Origin of the sequence: Sphingobium xenophagum NBRC 107872 (assembly GCF_000367345.1) — a bacterium.
Lineage (GTDB): Bacteria > Pseudomonadota > Alphaproteobacteria > Sphingomonadales > Sphingomonadaceae > Sphingobium > Sphingobium xenophagum.
The window spans coordinates 1-17,465 of record NZ_BARE01000017.1; the positions used below are offsets into that span (position 1 = coordinate 1).

The window sequence follows — 17,465 nt, forward strand, 5'->3', positions numbered from 1 at the left end:
AGCCAGTTGAGCGCCTTCACCGCCTTCAAAACGGCTTCGCGCGCGACCGGGTTGACGAAGCTCTTGTTGTTGATGACGTTGGAGACCGTCATGGCCGATACGCCAGCCTCCCGCGCGACTGCCGTGATCGTGGGGCCTTTCGCGCCTCTCCGGCGTTTGCGGGTAGTGTCCGGGCTCGTCATGTCATCCCTGGTCGGTTGGCGAAGGACATCGTCATAAGCGTGGATTGGCAAACAATCCACACTCTGACGACCAGGCGCATTGGCCGGGCTGGTTCGGCCAATCAGTCACCGCCACGGATGCGGAATTTGGCCGGCTCCTGCTTCAGGACCGGGGTGCCACCGGCCAGCGAGACGCGGAAATTTTCCAGCTGGGGATCGCCCGTCCGCTCCATCTCGGCCAGCATCAGCCGCTTCATCTCATCGACCTTGGCCTTGTAGGCGGGATCGGCGACCAGATTGTTCCGCTGGCCCGGATCAGCCTCCAGATCATAGAGCGCCATGGGATAGCCCATCACATATTGCTTCACGCGCGCGGCGATGCGCGCGTCGGTTTCCGCGGCCTTCGCCATGGCGGGGAAGGTGAGACCCCACATGCTTTCGATCTTGAGTTCGGTCTTGCCGTTCGCCCAGGCGGTGTAATGGAAGGCGTGGCGTTTGTCCTGCAAGGTGCGCGAAGGGTAGAGCATCCCGCTCGACACATAGTCGACATAGGACATGACGAACGGCTTGTCCTGCGCCGCGCCGCCCTTCAGCATCGGAACCCAGGATTGCCCGTCCAGCTCCGCGATCGGCTTGGCCTGCAACAGCTCGATCAGCGTCGGCAATATGTCGAGGTTGGTCGTGAGCGTATCGAAGCGGCGCGGCTTTCCCATGCCGGGGTAGCGCAGCAGCACGGGCGTACGGATGCCATGGTCATAGACGCTTGCCTTGGCAAAGGGCATCGGCATGCCATGATCCGCCACGAACAGGACGATCGTGTCGTCCCAAGTGCCGCTATCCTTGAGAGCCTTCAGAATATTGCCCACGGCGATGTCGAGGCGTTGCACCGAATTCCAATATTGCGCCATCTCCTCCCGAATATCGGGCAAGTCTTCGAGATTGGCGGGGATCGGAACCTGGCCCGCCTTGAGCGGCCGCGGGATGCGGTAGGGGCCGGTCTGCTCGTGATCGATTTCCTGCGCATCTTCCGCGCCATAAAATGGCCGGTGCGGATCGTTGATGTTGCAGTTGATGAAGAAGGGTTTGTACTGGGCCTGCGCTTCCGTGACGGCAAGGCGGAGCATGTCGGCATGCACCATGGGATGACGGTCCTTGCCTTCCTGCTTTAAGTCCCAGGGGAAGGAGGAGGCGGGCTGCATATGGCCGATCTTGTGGCTGGCGGCGCAATAATAGCCTTCGGCAGCCAGGGTGGTGCATAGCGTCGGCGTGCCCTCCCGCATCGGGAAGAAGCCGTTGCCGCCATTCTTGTGCGGCAACAGGCCGCTCATGAACGCCTGGCGCGAGGGCATGCAGATCGGCGCTACGGTCCGCACCTGCTCAAAGACATGGCTTTGCGCGGCGAGGCTATCGAGATTGGGGGTGAGGCCGCGCCGTCCGTTCATGAAGCCGAGCGCCGACCAGTCCACATCGTCCGATGTGATGAGCAGCAGATTGTGGCGCTTGCGCGGATCACGCTTCACATAGTCGACCGCCTGGGCATAGCGGGGAAACGCGGCCATGATGGCGGCGGCTGCGCTGGCCTGCAAAAACCTGCGCTTGCGTTGGTTGATCATCCCATCCTCCCTTGCGGCCACCGTCGCGTCACCCTGCGGGGCTGGCCGGTCCGTCACTTGATATGCTGCCTTGTGCAAATGCAGTCTTGCCCACTTCTGCGATATAATCAATATAGCGCTAAATTAAACTGACATTGCGGGACAGAAGGGGCATGGCCTTGAAAGAGCGGTATCGGGGCGTAATGCTGGCTCGGGCCTGCGTCGCCGGGCTTTTTGCCCTGGCCACGCCGCTGGTTGCCGCCGCGCCTGAAGCGCCGCAGTGGCGGGATCTGAACCGCAACAACCAGCTAGACCGCTACGAGGATTCGCGTCTGTCGGTGCAGGAGCGGGTCGACGACCTGATGGCGCGCATGACCATCGAGGAAAAAGTCGGCCTGATGGTGCATGCGAGCCTGCCGGGACATGGATCGGCGATCGGCGTGTCATCGACCGGCTATGACATGGCGCGGGTGCGCGCCATGATCGAAGGCGGAAAGGTCAACAGCTTCATCACCCGGATCGTGGTGAAGCCGGCGGAATTCGCGCGCCAGAACAATATGGTGCAGAAGATCGCGGAAGGCACAAGGCTGGGCATTCCGGCAACGATCAGCACTGATCCGCGCCATCATTTTCAGGCCACGATCGGCGCGAGCACGACGGGCGGTGGCTTTACCCTGTGGCCCGATACGCTGGGATTTGCGGCGCTGGACGACGCCGATCTCGTCCGCCGGTTTGGGGATATTGCGCGGCAGGAATATCGCGCCGTCGGCATCCATATGGCGTTGTCGCCCCAGGCCGATGTGGGCAGCGAGCCGCGCTGGTCCCGCTTTTCCGCGACATTCGGTTCCGACCCCGCAACCATCTCCCGCCTGGCGGGCGCCTATGTGGAAGGGTTCCAGGGCGGCGCGACCGGCGTGACGCCAACGGGCGTCGCGACCGTGGTCAAGCATTGGGTCGGCTATGGCGCGGAGCCGGAAGGGTTTGACGGGCACAATCATTATGGCCGCAACGTCCATCTGACCGATGCGTCATTTGCCGATCATGTCCGCGCGTTCGATGGCCCGCTGGCGGCAGCGAGCGAGGGCGTGATGCCTACCTATGTCGCGCTGCATGGCCCCTCGATTGACGGCAAGCCGGTCGAGCCGGTCGGCGCAGGGTTCAGCAAACAGGTGCTGACCGACCTGCTGCGCGGCGAAAAGGCATATCGGGGCCTGATCATTTCCGACTGGTCGATCACGCGCGACTGCCCGCAGACCTGCGTGTCGCCGGATGCGACTCATCCCCAGGCGCCGCAGGCGATCGGCATGCCATGGGGCGTCGAAACGCTGAGCGTCGCCGATCGATTCGCCAAGGGCGTGGACGCAGGCATCGACCAGTTCGGCGGCGTCGATGATGCCACCCCGATATTGGAAGGCGTGCGCAGCGGCGCAATTTCGGTCGAGCGAATCGACGATTCGGCGCGGCGCATATTGGCGCTCAAGTTCCGGCAGGGCCTGTTCGACAATCCTTATGTCGACGAACAGGCCGCCGCCAGGCTGGTCGGCAATGCCGCCTGGCAGAGCGAGGCGGACAAGGCGCAGCGGCAAAGCCAGATACTGCTGCGCAACGAGGGCGGATTATTGCCGCTGAAAGGGCGCAAGAAAATCTGGCTTTATGGCGTGGATGAGGCTGTTGCGGCTTCGGCGGGCTATGTCGTCGTCAAAGACCCGTCCGAGGCCGACATAGCGCTGGTGCGCGCCGCCACGCCGTTCGAAAAGCTGCACCCTTTTCATTTTTTCGGGTCGCGGCAGCATGAAGGGCGGCTCGACTTCAGGGCCGATGATCCGGCGCTGGTGGCGCTCAAGCGGGCGGCGGCGCATGTGCCCGTCATTGCCGCGGTGGAGATGGATCGACCCGCGGTGCTTACCGCCCTTATGCCGCATGCCAAGGCCGTGCTCGTCAATTTCGGCACCAGCGACGTGGCCCTGTTCGACATAGTGTCGGGGCGCAGCCCGGCCTGCGGTCACCTGCCTTTCGCGCTTCCGGCATCCATGGCCGCGGTCGAACGCCAGCGCGCGGACCTGTCGGACGACGAGGAGGCGCTGTTCCCCAGGGGGGCGGGCCTGTGTCTGAAATGATTTGGCAGTATCCGGGTCGATATAGGCAAGTGTCTGGCGCGCAAGGCACTGTTGCAAAACTGTATCGCTCGCCGGGCAATCGTCGGCAAGCGTGCAACGATGTGATTGACAGCGCTGCCATATAAAATTACCGCTACATCAACGGGTGAGCCCTCAAACGTCTGAAACGATGTCGGGGCACATAATCAGGCAGGCCAATTCTGACAGGCCGCCGCAACAGGGGAGGGTATCGTGGCTTCACAGCGTCATCGTCATTATCTGGGATTCTTGCTCGCGGGGGCCGCGATGGCATGCTGCGGCGCTGCAATGGCGCAGGAGCAGGCGGGGGAAGCGGATGGCGCAAGCGAAGCCATCATCGTTACCGGTTCGCGCGTGGTTCGTAACGGCGCGGACATGCCCACGCCGGTTACGGTGGTCGGTGCGGACCTGATCGCCCAAACCGGCGCGACGCAGCTGTCGCAGGTCATCAACGACCTGCCCGTCGTGCGCACCGATACCAGTTCGACGACGGCGTTCGTCGGCGGTGGCGGCAACGGCCCCGGCAACAATCTGATCAACCTGCGCGGTCTGGGCGCGGTTCGCACCCTCGTGCTGGTGGACGGGCTGCGCTTTCCCGCGACGACCTTCACCGGCCTGTTCAACACCGACCTCATTCCAAGCTCGCTGGTCTCGCGGCTGGACATCGTCACCGGCGGCGCGTCGGCGGCCTATGGTTCGGACGCTGTGGCCGGTGTCGTCAACATCATCCTCAACAACAAGCTGGAGGGCGTTCGCGCTTCGGCGCAATATGGCGTGACGGACGCTGGCGATGGGGATGAGCAGAAATACTCGTTCGGCGTGGGCCAGAAATTCCTGGATGGCCGCCTGCACATCATCGCCGGGCTTGATTATCAGGACCGGAAAAGGACGGGCAACTGCTACTCGCGCAGCTGGTGCGCCCAGGAATATGGCGTCATGTCGAACGCCAATTCCGCGCAGAACGGCCTGCCGGCCCTTATCATCTCACCCGACGTGCGTTGGGCCCAGAATACGCCCGCTGGCCTGATCGTCAGTTCCAGGCTGACCAACGCATTTGGCGGGCAACAGGTGTCGGACGACGGCACGACGCTGCTGCCCTTCACCTTCGGCCAGCTTTATACGCCCAATAACAATCAGATGATCGGCGGGTCGCGTCCCGGCATCAATCCTGCCAGCAGCGCCTTCGATCTTCAGGGGCCGCAAAAGCGCCTGGCCGCCCTCTTCCGGGCGGAAGCGGAACTGAGCGACAATCTGAAGGCGTGGATGGACAGCGCCTACGGTCAGACGGACAATCAGGGCACGTTCGCGCAGCTGCGTTCGGGTAACCAGAACGCCGCAGGCACATTGCGGGCGGGGCCGCTCAACACCGGCGCGATCACGCTGTCGGTCAACAATCCCTTCCTTCCCGCTCAGCTGCGCAGCCAGATGCAGCAGATCGGCTTGGCGAACGTCAACATCGGCAAGGCGGGCGATGGTCTGCTGGTTCCGATCGTCGACTATCATGTCGAAAGCTATCGGGTCGCCACCGGCCTGAAGGGCGATCTGGGCGGCTGGACCTGGGACGCCAGCTATGTCCGGGGCGTCAGCAAGCTGGACAATGTCGCGCGCAACGTCATCAATCAAAATAATTTCTCGCGCGCGGTTCAGGCCGTCAACGGCACGGGCGCCAATGCCGGCAGGATCGTCTGCGCGGTCAACCAGTCGGCGACCACGGACGCCGCTTGTCAGCCGCTCAACCTGTTCGGCGTCGGCACAGCCAGCGACGCCGCGCTGCAATATGCCTTTGGCACGGCCGTTCAGCGGTCCAGGATCACGCTGGACGATGTCAGCGCGAACGTCCAGGGGCAGCCTTTCGACGCCTGGGGCGGGCCGGTTTCGGTCGCGGCGGGCGCGGAATATCGTACCGAAAGCATCGCGGCGGACGTCGACCCGGTATCGGCCGCCGGTGGCTTCGTTCAGAATTACAGCGCCCTGCACGGACGCAGCAAGGTGTTCGAAGTCTATGCCGAGGCCAATGTGCCGCTGCTGTCCAACGTTCCCCTTGCCGAGACGCTGGAAGTCAATGGCGCGGTGCGGCACGCCCATTATAAATTCTCCAGCCCCGAAGCGCCTCTTGCGGGCGGCGCCGTTGGCCCTGCGGACTCCAGCTTCAACGCGGTCACCTGGAAGCTCGGCCTGGTCTACAAGCCGGTAGACTGGCTGCGGATGCGCGGCACCATTTCGCGCGACTTCCGTGCGCCGAACATGAACGAGCAATATATCCTGCCCAACGTCCAGAACAGCGCGATCCTGGACCCGGCGACCAATACCAGCACGCAGGTCGCCACCCAGTCCGGCGGCAACCCGAACCTGCGCCCGGAAATTTCGCATACCAAGACCTTCGGCGTCACGATCCAGCCCGCAGCGATACCCAATCTCCAGCTGTCGGTTGACTATTATGACATCAAGGTAACCGGCTATATCGCGGCCGTGGGCGGTCCCACCCTGGTCACCCAGTGCTTCCAGGGCGCGCAGGATGCATGCGCCTTCGTCACCCGCGACGCCAACGGGGTTCTGACCTTCATCCGCAACATCTCCGCCAACGCGAACGAGTTGCAGGTCAAGGGCTTCGATGTCGAACTGGGCTATCGCAAGCAGATCGAGAATATCGGTATGCTGGACCTGCGCATCCTGGGCACGGCCTATACGAAGCTGACCTATGTCAACGCGGGATCGCCACTGGACGGCAAATGCCAGAACGGCACCGTCACGCAGCAGGCCTATCCCAGCATGTCCTGCTATCAGATCAACACGCGGGCCACCTTCACCAGCGGGCCGCTGACTTTGGGCATGCAGTCGCGCTATATTCCCAAGGGCAAGTTCGGCACCACCTATGTCGGGCCGCAGGATGACGGCTATAGCCCGACCCTGCCGAACAGCATCAACGACAATCGTGTCAAGGCGGTCACCTATGTCGACGTGAATGCGAGCTATCGCATCATCGACAATGGCCCGCGCATGGTGGAAGTGTTTGGCGCGATCAAGAATGCGTTCAACACCAACCCGCCGGTGGCGCCGGCCAACAATATCGGCACCAACGCCAATCTTTACGACGTGCTGGGCCGCACCTTCCGCGTCGGCGTGCGGATGGCCTACTGATCGGACCACTGCCGGATAATGGGCCGCCGCGATTTCGATCGGGGCGGCCTTTTCTTTTGAGCCTGTCGTTCTGTCCTTTGACCCTGACAGTCGTGGCCCTGAAGTCCGTGCCGCCATATTTGCATCTGCCCACCTGCTGCCATAGGCCGTTCGCCGAGCGACAGTCCGTAATGAGGTGAGATTTTTGGTCACGATCTATGATGTGGCGGCCAAGGCCGGCGTCGGCATGAAAACCGTCTCCAGAGTTCTCAACAACGAAGCCCATGTCCGCCCGGCCATGAAGGACCGGGTCATGAAGGCTATCGACGAACTTGGCTATCGCCCCAATCTGGCGGCGCGGCAATTGGCGGCCAGTCGATCCTTCCTGATCACTTTCATATTGAGCGACGTTTTCAGCAGCTATCAGACGAGCATGCTGGTGGCCGCATCGACCGAATGTCGTCTGCGCAATTATCATCTCGTGGTCGAGGTAAGGGATCAGGACGAAACTGCGGAGAGGCTGGTCGAGCGGGTGACGGCCAATCTGCGCCCGGACGGCATCATGCTGGTCCCGCCGCTCAGCAACGACGCCGCGATCGTCAGGGCGATCGAGAGCAAGGGAACCCGGCTGGTCCGGGTCGCGTCCACCCTGTCGGGCTATGGCGACATCGTTCCTGTCAGGGACACGGACGTCAGCCACAAAATGGTGGCGCATATCGCTGCAACGGGAAAGTCGCGCATCGCCCTTATCGCGCCGCCGTTCGACAAGGCCGCCGCCAGCGAACGGGTGACGGGCTATCGGTCGGCCCTCGCCGACGCGCGCCTGCCCTATCGTGCGGACTATGTCGTGAAGGGGGATTTCACCTTCGCGTCCGGCAAGGCCGCCGCCGAGCAGCTTCTGGCCCTGCCGGAACCCCCCGACGCCATTTTCGCCACCAACGACGCGATGGCGCTGGGCGCGATGGCGGCGGCGCGGCAGATCGGCCTGGACATACCCCGCGACATAGCGATTGCGGGCTTCGACGATTCGCCGGGCAGTCGCACCATGTACCCGCCGCTGACGACGGTGAGGCAGCCGATTCCGGGCATGGCGCGCAATGCCATTTCCGTCCTTCTGGGCCATGCCGACGCGCTGGAGGAACTGGTGCCCGAACTCATCATCCGCGGGTCCACGCAACCGGGAGCGGCTGCCGAGGTGCATGGCGAGGACATGTAAGGCGCGACATTGACAGCGCTGCCAATTGCGATATTACCGCTCTAAACAGATTGGAGGGGTCATGAAGAGGCTGCGTCTATACGGGTTGCTGGCGGCGGGTATGGTGTTGGCGACATGTCCCGCGACCCTGCTGTCCGCGCGCCCCGCGCAAAAGGCGGCCAGTCCCGCCAAGGCCGAACCGGCGCGCAAGCCGCGGAACGTCGTATTCATCCTGCTGGATGACCTGCGCTATGACGGCATGGGCTTTTTGCAGCCGGAACTCAGAACCCCCAATATCGACCGGCTGGCGCGGGGCGGCACCTATTTCCCCAATACGGTGGTCACGTCGTCGCTGTGCAGCCCCAGCCGCGCGACCATCCTGACGGGCGAAACCGCGCGCAACCATGGCATTGTCGACAATGCGAATTCGTCGGAAGCCGGGCTGACCTTCTTCCCGTCCTATCTGCAGAAGGCGGGTTACCAGACCGCCTTCATCGGCAAATGGCATATGGGCAACGACGTCGACACGCCGCGTCCGGGCTTTAACAAATGGGTCAGTTTCCGGGGGCAGGGGAGCTATTATCCTGCGAGCGGCGATCCCGATGCAGCCGTGCAGGGCGGCGAAACGACGATGTGGAACGTCGATGGCAAGAAGGTCGCGCAGCAAGGTTATATTACCGATGAGCTGACCGACTACGCCATGAACTGGCTGGAAAAGGAACGCGACAAGAGCAAGCCGTTCTTCCTGTATCTGAGCCACAAGGCGGTCCATTCGGACCCTCTGCCGCCGCCGCGCTACCGCCATCTATACGATCGGACCGATTTCAAGATTCCGGCCAGCGCCGCCAACACGCCCGAAAATTACAAGGGCAAGCCGATGTGGGTCTATAACCAGCGAAACACATGGCACGGCATCGATTTCTTCTTCAACACCGATATGAAGATGACCGAATATCTGCGCTATTATTATGGAGCGCTTGCTGCGGTCGATGACAGTGTTGGCCGTATTGCCGCCTATCTGAAGGCGAACGGGCTGGAAAAGGATACGCTGGTCGTCTTTACCGCCGACAACGGGTTTCAGATCGGTGATCATGGCCTGATCGACAAGCGGACCGCCTATCAGGCGTCGGTGCGCGTGCCGATGGTCATGTATGAGCCGGGGACGGTGCCGGCCGGTGTGGTCAACAGCGGGCGGATACGCAATCTTGATTATGCGCCGACCTTCCTGGACCTGGCCGGGGTGGAGAAACCAGCGCAGTTCGAAGGGGTCAGCGCATGGCCGCTCATTACTGGCAAGGTCGCGGACAAGGACTGGAAGGCGCCCGACTTCACCTATGAATATTATTGGGAATGGGCCTATCCCATGACGCCGGGTACATTCGCCATTCAGCGCGATAACCTGAAATATATCCAATATTACGGCGTCTACGACACCGACGAACTCTATGATCTGGCGCGCGATCCTGACGAAATGCACAATCTGATCGATGATCCGGCCTATCTTCAGGCCAAGGTCGATCTGCGCAAGGCGTTGTACCAGCAACTGGCCAATCGCGACGGTCGCCACGCCATTCCCTATGGCGAACGCAACGCGATCGGCAGCGTGCGGCGCAACCGGGCGGGAACCGGCGCTGCGCCGTTCCCGGACAGCTGGCTGGTGGAACCCAATCGCGTGGACAGGAAGGACAATGTCCTGCCCGACAGCGTCGCCAAGCAGCGCGCGCATGATGAAGGCAAGGCGTTCGTTCGGTTCCCGGTGCTTGGCTCGCCGGAAGCGAATGCGAACGCGGGAATCAAGGATTGACGGCACGGACGCCTGATGTGCCGCCGGTGACGTGCCTGCCGCGCCGGGCGGGGCTGGCCATGGCAGCGGCGGCGCTGCTTGCGGCCGCGCCTGCCATGGCGGCTCAGGACGAACCGGGATGTCTGGACCAGCGCCTGTCGGCGACGCTGATCCGCCTCCAGCCAAAAGGGTCGCACCTGACGGCTGTTATCGCCCCGACGCTGGGTGGGCAGCTGGTCGGGTTGCAGCTGCGCCGGGCGGGCAAGAGCCATGAGCTTCTCTATCGCGGCATGGATTTCTGCCCGCAGCCCGGCTTTGCGGGCAAGGCGATGGTGATGTGGCCTGCAACGGGACGCACCTTCGCCGCCGATCCTTCGCAGGGCAAGGCTGACAAGGCCGCCGGCTGGCAATGGCAGGGGAAGCTGTGGCCGATGCCGATCCATGGCTTTGCCAAAAATGGCGCATGGTCGGTCGTTACCCCGCCAAAGGGGGCGAGCGGGGCGAGCGTCACGATCGCGTTGCGTGACACGCCCGAAAGCCGCGCGCTGTTCCCATTCCCGTTTCGCCTGTCGATCACCTACGCGCTGCGTGGCGACCGGATCAACGTCACCCATCAGGTCACGAACCCTGGCGATGTGGCGATGCCCTTTTCCATCGGCAATCACATCACCTTCGCCTTGCCGCTTGGCGGGCAGGGCGACGCTGCTGACGCAAGGATCAGTACCGATGGGCGAGGGCGGCTTTTGCTGGACGCCTATGGACGGCCCGCAGGCACAGGCGCGGTCGGCCCCCTTAAAGCCGCGCCGCTGTCCTCTCTTGGCAACGAAACGGCACTTCCTCTGCTCTGGTCGGGTTTTCGAGGTCGCCCCGCCGTCGCGCTGACGCAGCCTGGCGTGGGATCGATCATGATCGTGCAACAGTCGCGGCGTCCGGCGGAGCGCGATGTCGTCGCCTTCAATCTCTGGGGCAATGTCGAGAAGGGCTTTTTCAGTCCAGAGCCCTGGTATGGGCGGCAGAATGCGCTGTCCGATGGCGGCGTCGTGCTGCTGCCGCCGGGACAGAGTTTCACATGGGCGTTCTCCGCCGACATTCGTTTGTAGTTTATGGCAGGGCGTGCGGTCGTCCTGCGGCAGAAGGGATCAGGGAAGCATGATGAGCAGGCAGCGCAGGCAGAGGGCGAGTTTGTGGGTGCAGGCGGCAATGCTGGCGCTGGCCCCCTGCGCCATGTCGCAGCCCGTTGTCGCCCGGACCAGCGCGCCGGAACAGGCCGCCCCGCAGCAGCAGCGCATGAACGTCCTTTTCCTGATCGCCGACGATCTGAACACCCGGACCAGCGCGACCGGCTTCAAGCCCGTCCAGACCCCCAATCTGGACAGGCTGGCGAAGCGTTCCGTGAACTTTGCCAACGCCTATTCGCAATATCCCTGGTGCGGGCCGAGCCGCGCCTCCTTCCTGACCGGACGACGGCCCGACACCACCGGCGTCTGGGATTTGAAAACCAAGTTTCGGGACAATTTGCCCGGCGTCGTGACGCTGCCGCAATATTTCCGCCAGAATGGCTATTTTACCGGGCGCGTGGGCAAAATCTATCATCAGGGCGTGCCCGGCGACATCGGGACCAGCGGGCCTGACGACACGCCATCATGGGACCGGGTCGTCAATCCTGCCGGGCGGGACAAGATCAACGAGCGGGATGGCCGGATGACCATCCTCAACCCGCATCCGTCCGGGCGGCTGGGCAGCGCGCTCGCTTTCCTGGCGGATGAAGGGACGGATGAGGAGCAGACCGACGGCAAGGTCGCGTCCGAAACCATCGCCATGTTGAAAGAGCATCGGGACGGCCCCTTCTTCATTGCCGCCGGTTTCTATCGCCCGCACGTTCCCGAAGTCGCGCCCAAAAAATATTTCGACATGTATCCGCTGGACAAGGTCAAGTTCGAACCGGAGGACCCGGCGGCCCTGGCCAAGGTGCTGCCCGCATCCTACGGACTGGTCGGCTTCCAGAATCTGGACCTGACCGTCGACCAGCAGCGCAGCTTCGTGCGCGCCTATTACGCAGCCACATCCTTCATGGACGCGCAGGTCGGCCGCGTGCTGGATGCGCTCAAGCCGCTGGGGCTGGATCGCAACACGATCATCATATTCACCAGCGACCATGGCTTCCTGCTGGGCGAACATGGCCAGTGGGAAAAGCAGATGCTGTTCGAAGGGTCTGTGAAGGTGCCGCTGATCATCAACATGCCCGGCGCGAAAGGCAATCGGCGCGTGTCGAGGAAGATGGTCGAACTGGTCGATCTCTATCCGACCATCGCGGAGATCGCCGGACTGCCCAAGCCCGATGGCCTTGAAGGCGACAGTTTGAAGCCGCTGCTGGACAATCCGGCGTCGAAGGCGTGGACGCAGCCCGCCTATAGCCAGGTGCAGGGCGGTCGCAGCGTTCGCGTCGCCCGCTGGCGCTACACGGAGTGGGAGAAGGGCAGGCTGGGCGCGGAACTCTATGATGAGGATCGCGATCCGGGCGAGACGCGCAATCTGGCGGCTGATCCACGCTACGCCCACATCGTCCAGCGGTTGAAGGCGATGTTGCCCGAAGCCTCACCGGGGCCGCGTTACGGCGTTGGCGGGGCTGAATAGCCGCTTGATGGCCTGACCCGCCACGGCACGGGATGCAGATGTCTGCGCATGATGTCGAGGAAGGCCGTGATGCGGCGGCTGCGGCCATGGCGCGCGCTTAGCAGGGCCACCACGTCCACGTCGGGCGCGCGCCAGTCGGGCAGGATCTGCACCAGCTTGCCGGTCGCAAGGTCGTCGGCAAGATCCCATTCCGACCGCATGATCACGCCCAGTCCCGCAAGCGCCCAGCCACGCATGATCGCGCCGTCATTCGTCGACATGAAAGGCTTGATCCGGATCGTTTCGGCGCTGCTGTCGGGCCGGGAAAATCGCCATAGCGTGACGTCCTCGTCATTTTCCCGCAACGCCAGGCATCGGCACTGTTGCAGATCAACGGGTGCCTTGATGACGGGATGGTCCCGAAGATAGGCCGGCGACGCGCAGACGATGCGGCGATTGGGGGCGAGCGTCGTGACCAGCCGGGTCGTCCCGTGCAGCGACCCGATATGAATGACGACATCCCAACTGTCCGATGACAGCGACGCGGGATGATCGGACAGTTCCAGCGCGACCGTGGCTTCCGGATGCAACCGGACGAACTCGCTGACCGCCGGGGCGACGAATTCCCGGCCAAAGCCATAGGGCGCGGCGATCCTCAATTTTCCCCTGACGCTCGTCGATCGTTGGCCCAGCCGTTCGTCCAGTTGCTCGATCGCGTCGACGATCGCCGAGCCCTGGGCGGCCAGAAGCTCGCCTTCATCGGTCAGCATGAGCCCGCGCGACGAACGGTCGATCAGCCGCACGCCCACGCGCTGTTCAAGCGCCTTGAGCCGCTGGGTCACGGCTGGCGCCGACACGTTGAGCCGACGCGATGCGTCCGCCAGCGAGGCTGACCCGGCAATGACCCCGAAGAACAGGAAATCCTCACTCGACAGCATTAAGTCTGACCTTAATTAGAAATGACGAATCTATTAATTGAAGACGAGGGGAAATTCCATAGACTGGTTGTCCTGTCACGCCCCTAAAGAGTGAAGCGGAACCAGCCTTGTTGGATGAAAAGACACGATATGCCGCCGATGCGGGCGCTCAAACGCTCAGGACCGTTGGCACCCCCTGCCTGATCCTCGATCAGGATCGGATGGACCGCAACGTCGCGCGGTTGCGCGAGCGAATGGAGCGGCTGGGCGTGCAATTGCGGCCCCATCTGAAAACGGCGAAGTCGGTCGATGCCGCGCGGCGGGTCATGACCGCGCCAGCGGGTCCGGCGACGGTTTCGACGCTGAAGGAGGCGGAGCAGTTCGCACGCGCTGGCGTGACCGACCTGACCTATGCCGTGGGCATTTCCCCCGACAAGATCGACCGGGTGCTGGCCCTGCGCGCATCGGGGGTCGACCTGTCGGTCACGCTGGACACGGTCGAGCAGGCGCGCGCGGTGGCGGACGCATCGCGCCGGGCGGGCGACAGGATACCGGCCCTGATCGAGATTGATTGCGACGGCCATCGGTCGGGCGTCCTGCCCGGCGATCGTGCGCTGCTGGTCGACATCGCCCAGGCGCTGGAAGATGGCGGCAGCTTGCGCGGGGTGCTGACCCATGCCGGGGCAAGCTATGGCGCGATCGGCGACGATGCGATCCGTGCAGCGGCCGAAGGCGAGCGCGCCGCCGTGGTTCAGGCCGCCACGCTGCTGCGCGAAGCGGGTTTCGATTGCCCGGTCGTAAGCGCTGGGTCCACGCCGACCGCGCATTTCGCCGAAACGCTGGACGGCGTGACGGAAATGCGCGCGGGCGTGTTCGTCTTTTTCGATCTGGTCATGGCCGGGATCGGCGTCTGCGCGATCGACGATATTGCGGTGTCGGTGCTGGCGACGGTGATCGGGCACCAGCCTGAAAAGGGCTGGATATTGGTCGATGCCGGATGGATGGCGATGTCGCGCGATCGCGGTACCGCCAAGCAGGCGGTCGATCAGGGATATGGCCTTGTCTGCGATGTGCACGGCCAGCCAATGGACGATCTGATCCTGTCCGAAGCGAATCAGGAGCATGGCATCATCACGCTTCGGCCCGGTTCGACGGCGTCGCTCCCCGACTTGCCGATCGGCACGCGGCTGCGCATCCTGCCCAACCATGCCTGCGCGACGGGCGCGCAGCATGACAGCTATCATGTCGTCAGCGGGCAGGGCGACAGGATCGAGGCCGTATGGCCCCGGTTCGGAGGATGGTGATGACGCGCATCGACGCGACCGGCGACGGCCCGCTTCCCGTGACGACGGCCAATGCGCCCGCGGCAGGCGGTCATTATGCGCAGGCCATCAAGCATGGCGGTCTTGCCTATATTTCCGGCCAGTTGCCGATCGAGCCCGATGGCACGCACCGTCCCGAAGCGGATTTTGACGATCAGGCGCGGCTGGCCATCCGCAACCTGCTGGCGGTGGCGCAGGCAGCGGGCAGTTCGGCCGAAAATCTCCTGAAAGTGACGGTCTATATCGTCGGCATCGAAAACTGGCCTCGCTTCAATGCCATCTACGCCGATCTGCTGGGCGACGTTCGCCCGGCCCGGTCGGTCGTTCCCGTCCCGCATCTCCACTATGGCTATCTTGTCGAAATTGACGCCATCGCCGCCTGCGCGAACTGATGGCGCTGAACTGATGCTTGACATGAAAGAGGATAGAGCGATTTCCACCCATCCTTCCATCATCGTGCGGCCCATGACCGGCGGGGACCGGGATCTCGACGGCGCGCTGGCGCTATCGCAGGCGGTCAGCTGGCCATATCGCAAGGATGACTGGCGCGTCGCGCTGGAACTGGGCCACGGCCTGCTGGCCGAAGCCGATGGCGCCATCGTCGCCTCTATCCTCTGGTGGCCTTATAGCGATGCCTTTGCCACCTGCGGCATCATCATCGTGTCGCCCGCCATGCAGGGACGTGGACTGGGCCGGACGTTGATGGAACAGATGCTCGACGCGACCGGCGACCGGGCGCTTCTGCTCAATTCGACGGTGGAGGGCCATCGCCTGTATGAAAGCTTCGGGTTCAGCGATGTCGGCACGGTTCACCAGCATCAGGCCCGGCTGCCGGATGGCATCCTTCCCTTGCCGGACAGCGCGGTGCGAACGGCGCAGGCAAGCGACCTGCCCGCCATCGTCAGGCTGGACGAACAGGCCTTCGGCGCGGCGCGGACCCGATTGATCGAGGCGTTCAGCCGCATCGGCACCGCCGCAGTCATCGAACGGGACGGGGTGATCACGGGCTTTGCCATGTGCCGGCGCTTTGGCTTTGGTCAGGCGGTCGGGCCGGTCGTCGCGGCAACGGCAGGCGATGCGCGGCAACTGATCCACCATTTCATGGCGGAACATGCGGGCACTTTTCTGCGGATCGACATTAGCGGCGATAGCGGTCTGGGCGACTGGTTGACGACAAATGGCCTGCCCGAAGTCGGCCACGTCACGACCATGATCCGGGGACAGCGTCCTGCCGTCGCGGGAGAAGCCCGGACCTATAGTCTTGCAAGCCAGTCTTTCGGTTGAAGGCGCAGTTCATGAAACTTATCCCCTATTGGCACGACACGGCCCCCGTCTTTTCTGGCACCGAAAAAGGGCCGGTCGAAGGCGACTATGACGTGGCAGTGGTGGGCGGTGGCTTTACCGGCCTTTCCGCATCATTGGCGCTGGCGAAGAAAGGCGCGCGCGTCATCCTGCTGGAAGCCGGGCGACTGGGCGGATGTGCATCCGGGCGCAATGGCGGGATGTGCAACAACGGCTTTGCGCAGGATTATGCCGGCATGGTTGGCCGCCTTGGCGCGGATGTCGCCAAACGGCTCTACCAAAGCTTCAACAGCGCGGTCGACACGGTCGAACAGATCGTCCGGGACGAAGCGATAGACTGCGATTTCAAGCGTGTCGGCAAGCTCAAGATGGCGGCGAAACCCGCGCATTATGACAAGCTGGCGCGGTCGCAGGAACTGATGGCGCAGGGCGCGGACCCGGACGCCTATATGGTGTCGCGTCAGGATATGCCATCGGAAGTCGGCACCGACCGCTATTTCGGCGGGCTGATCTTTCCCAGAAGCGCGGCGATGCATATGGGCAAATTCGTCCATGGTCTGGCAAGCGCAGCGGCGCGCCATGGCGTCCGGCTGCATGAGGACAGCCCGGTCACGGGCATGAAGCGGCTGAACGGCCACGCCCATCGCCTGTCCACGCCATCGGGTGATGTAACGGCCCGGCAGGTGCTGCTGGCGACGGGCACCTCCGCTGTCGGGCCATTATCCTATTTTCGCCGCCGCATCGTTCCGGTCGGCGCGTTTCTGATCGTGACCGAACCCCTGTCGCAGGCGCGGCTGGATAACCTGTTGCCGCATCGCCGCAACGCGACCGACACGCGCAATTTCGTCAGCTATTTCCGCGTGACGCCGGACAATCGCCTGCTCTTTGGCGGGCGGGCGCGCTTTGCCAGATCCAATCCCCGGTCGGACGTGAAGAGCGGGACCATCCTCCAGAAATCGATGGTCGATATTTTCCCCGGCCTGTCCGACGCCCGGATCGATTATTGCTGGGGTGGCATGGTCGATATGACGGCTGATCGCCTGCCGCGCGCGGGCGAGCATGACGGTCTCTTCTATTCCATGGGCTATAGTGGGCACGGCACGCAGATGTCGACCCATATGGGCCAGATCATGGCCGAGGTGATGGACGGCAACCCCGCTGCCAATCCGTGGGGCGATTTCGCCTGGCCGGCCATTCCGGGGCATTTCGGACCGACATGGTTCCTGCCGTTCGTCGGCGCCTATTATAAATTGCAGGACATATTGCACTGAAACGGTCCCGGTACCGGGCCTGTCGGCAACAGCTTCATAAGGACAGATCAGCGTGAG

The 17,465-nt window shown here is 63.3% G+C and carries 13 protein-coding genes; 10 read left to right on the plus strand and 3 right to left on the minus strand.

The features are described 5' to 3' along the window. Both SX1_RS23785 and SX1_RS09615 read right to left on the minus strand, forming a co-directional pair. Nucleotides 1-182: LacI family DNA-binding transcriptional regulator (locus SX1_RS23785; RefSeq protein ID WP_157410171.1), on the minus strand; the 182-nt coding region annotated here is incomplete at its 3' end. Nucleotides 183-283: 101 nt separating this feature from the next. Next, nucleotides 284-1,774, minus strand: a complete 1,491-nt coding sequence (locus tag SX1_RS09615) for a sulfatase family protein (protein WP_043145558.1) — start codon at nucleotides 1,772-1,774, stop codon at nucleotides 284-286. A gap of 158 nt (nucleotides 1,775-1,932) precedes the next feature. Here SX1_RS09615 and SX1_RS09620 point away from each other — a divergent pair, with 158 nt between their 5' ends. From SX1_RS09620 to SX1_RS22595, 6 genes are all read left to right on the plus strand, one after another. Beyond that, on the plus strand, nucleotides 1,933-3,870 hold the full coding sequence (locus SX1_RS09620; protein WP_255209734.1) for a glycoside hydrolase family 3 protein: 1,938 nt from the start codon (nucleotides 1,933-1,935) through the stop codon (nucleotides 3,868-3,870). Between the two features lie 231 nt (nucleotides 3,871-4,101). Next, nucleotides 4,102-7,026, plus strand: coding sequence for a TonB-dependent receptor domain-containing protein (locus SX1_RS09625; RefSeq protein WP_255209735.1), 2,925 nt, complete (start codon nucleotides 4,102-4,104; stop codon nucleotides 7,024-7,026). Nucleotides 7,027-7,201: 175 nt separating this feature from the next. Continuing rightward, nucleotides 7,202-8,221 carry a LacI family DNA-binding transcriptional regulator gene (locus SX1_RS09630; RefSeq protein WP_255209736.1) on the plus strand — a complete coding sequence of 340 codons (1,020 nt, stop codon included), beginning with the start codon at nucleotides 7,202-7,204 and terminating at the stop codon, nucleotides 8,219-8,221. Nucleotides 8,222-8,282: 61 nt separating this feature from the next. Next, nucleotides 8,283-10,004, plus strand: a complete 1,722-nt coding sequence (locus SX1_RS22590) for a sulfatase family protein (RefSeq protein ID WP_019052847.1) — start codon at nucleotides 8,283-8,285, stop codon at nucleotides 10,002-10,004. Beyond that, the gene (locus SX1_RS09640; RefSeq protein WP_043145536.1) at nucleotides 10,001-11,083 is read left to right on the plus strand and encodes an aldose 1-epimerase; all 1,083 of its coding nucleotides are present in this window, start codon (nucleotides 10,001-10,003) and stop codon (nucleotides 11,081-11,083) included. Before SX1_RS22590 ends, SX1_RS09640 begins: the two co-directional genes overlap by 4 nt. 49 nt (nucleotides 11,084-11,132) lie before the next feature. Continuing rightward, nucleotides 11,133-12,617, plus strand: coding sequence for a sulfatase (locus SX1_RS22595; RefSeq protein WP_255209737.1), 1,485 nt, complete (start codon nucleotides 11,133-11,135; stop codon nucleotides 12,615-12,617). Here SX1_RS22595 and SX1_RS09650 read toward each other — a convergent pair. After that, nucleotides 12,593-13,534, minus strand: coding sequence for a LysR family transcriptional regulator (locus SX1_RS09650; RefSeq protein ID WP_019052850.1), 942 nt, complete (start codon nucleotides 13,532-13,534; stop codon nucleotides 12,593-12,595). The two genes, SX1_RS22595 and SX1_RS09650, sit on opposite strands and share 25 nt — an antisense overlap. A gap of 107 nt (nucleotides 13,535-13,641) precedes the next feature. Between SX1_RS09650 and SX1_RS09655 the strand changes: the two genes are divergently transcribed. Genes SX1_RS09655 through SX1_RS09670 form a run of 4 tightly spaced genes read left to right on the plus strand, consistent with a single transcriptional unit; the run spans nucleotide 13,642 to nucleotide 17,408 of the window. Next, on the plus strand, nucleotides 13,642-14,817 hold the full coding sequence (locus SX1_RS09655) for a DSD1 family PLP-dependent enzyme (protein ID WP_019052851.1): 1,176 nt from the start codon (nucleotides 13,642-13,644) through the stop codon (nucleotides 14,815-14,817). Next, nucleotides 14,811-15,227: a RidA family protein gene (locus tag SX1_RS09660; protein WP_019052852.1), complete on the plus strand. Its 417-nt coding sequence runs from the start codon at nucleotides 14,811-14,813 to the stop codon at nucleotides 15,225-15,227. Before SX1_RS09655 ends, SX1_RS09660 begins: the two co-directional genes overlap by 7 nt. 13 nt (nucleotides 15,228-15,240) lie before the next feature. Further along, nucleotides 15,241-16,119, plus strand: coding sequence for a GNAT family N-acetyltransferase (locus tag SX1_RS09665; protein WP_019052853.1), 879 nt, complete (start codon nucleotides 15,241-15,243; stop codon nucleotides 16,117-16,119). An 11-nt stretch (nucleotides 16,120-16,130) separates the two neighbouring features. Next, a complete protein-coding gene (locus SX1_RS09670) occupies nucleotides 16,131-17,408 on the plus strand; it encodes an NAD(P)/FAD-dependent oxidoreductase (RefSeq protein ID WP_026149637.1) in 1,278 nt (425 codons plus the stop codon). Nucleotides 17,409-17,465 lie beyond the last annotated feature (57 nt).

Coding starts and splice junctions, on each gene's coding strand:
- SX1_RS09615 (WP_043145558.1), bottom strand. CDS start 1,774: ATGATCAACCAACGCAAGCGCAGGTTTTTGCAGGCCAGCGCAGCCGCC.
- SX1_RS22590 (WP_019052847.1), top strand. CDS start 8,283: ATGAAGAGGCTGCGTCTATACGGGTTGCTGGCGGCGGGTATGGTGTTG.
- SX1_RS22595 (WP_255209737.1), top strand. CDS start 11,133: ATGATGAGCAGGCAGCGCAGGCAGAGGGCGAGTTTGTGGGTGCAGGCG.
- SX1_RS09650 (WP_019052850.1), bottom strand. CDS start 13,534: ATGCTGTCGAGTGAGGATTTCCTGTTCTTCGGGGTCATTGCCGGGTCA.
- SX1_RS09660 (WP_019052852.1), top strand. CDS start 14,811: ATGGTGATGACGCGCATCGACGCGACCGGCGACGGCCCGCTTCCCGTG.
- SX1_RS09665 (WP_019052853.1), top strand. CDS start 15,241: ATGCTTGACATGAAAGAGGATAGAGCGATTTCCACCCATCCTTCCATC.
- SX1_RS09670 (WP_026149637.1), top strand. CDS start 16,131: ATGAAACTTATCCCCTATTGGCACGACACGGCCCCCGTCTTTTCTGGC.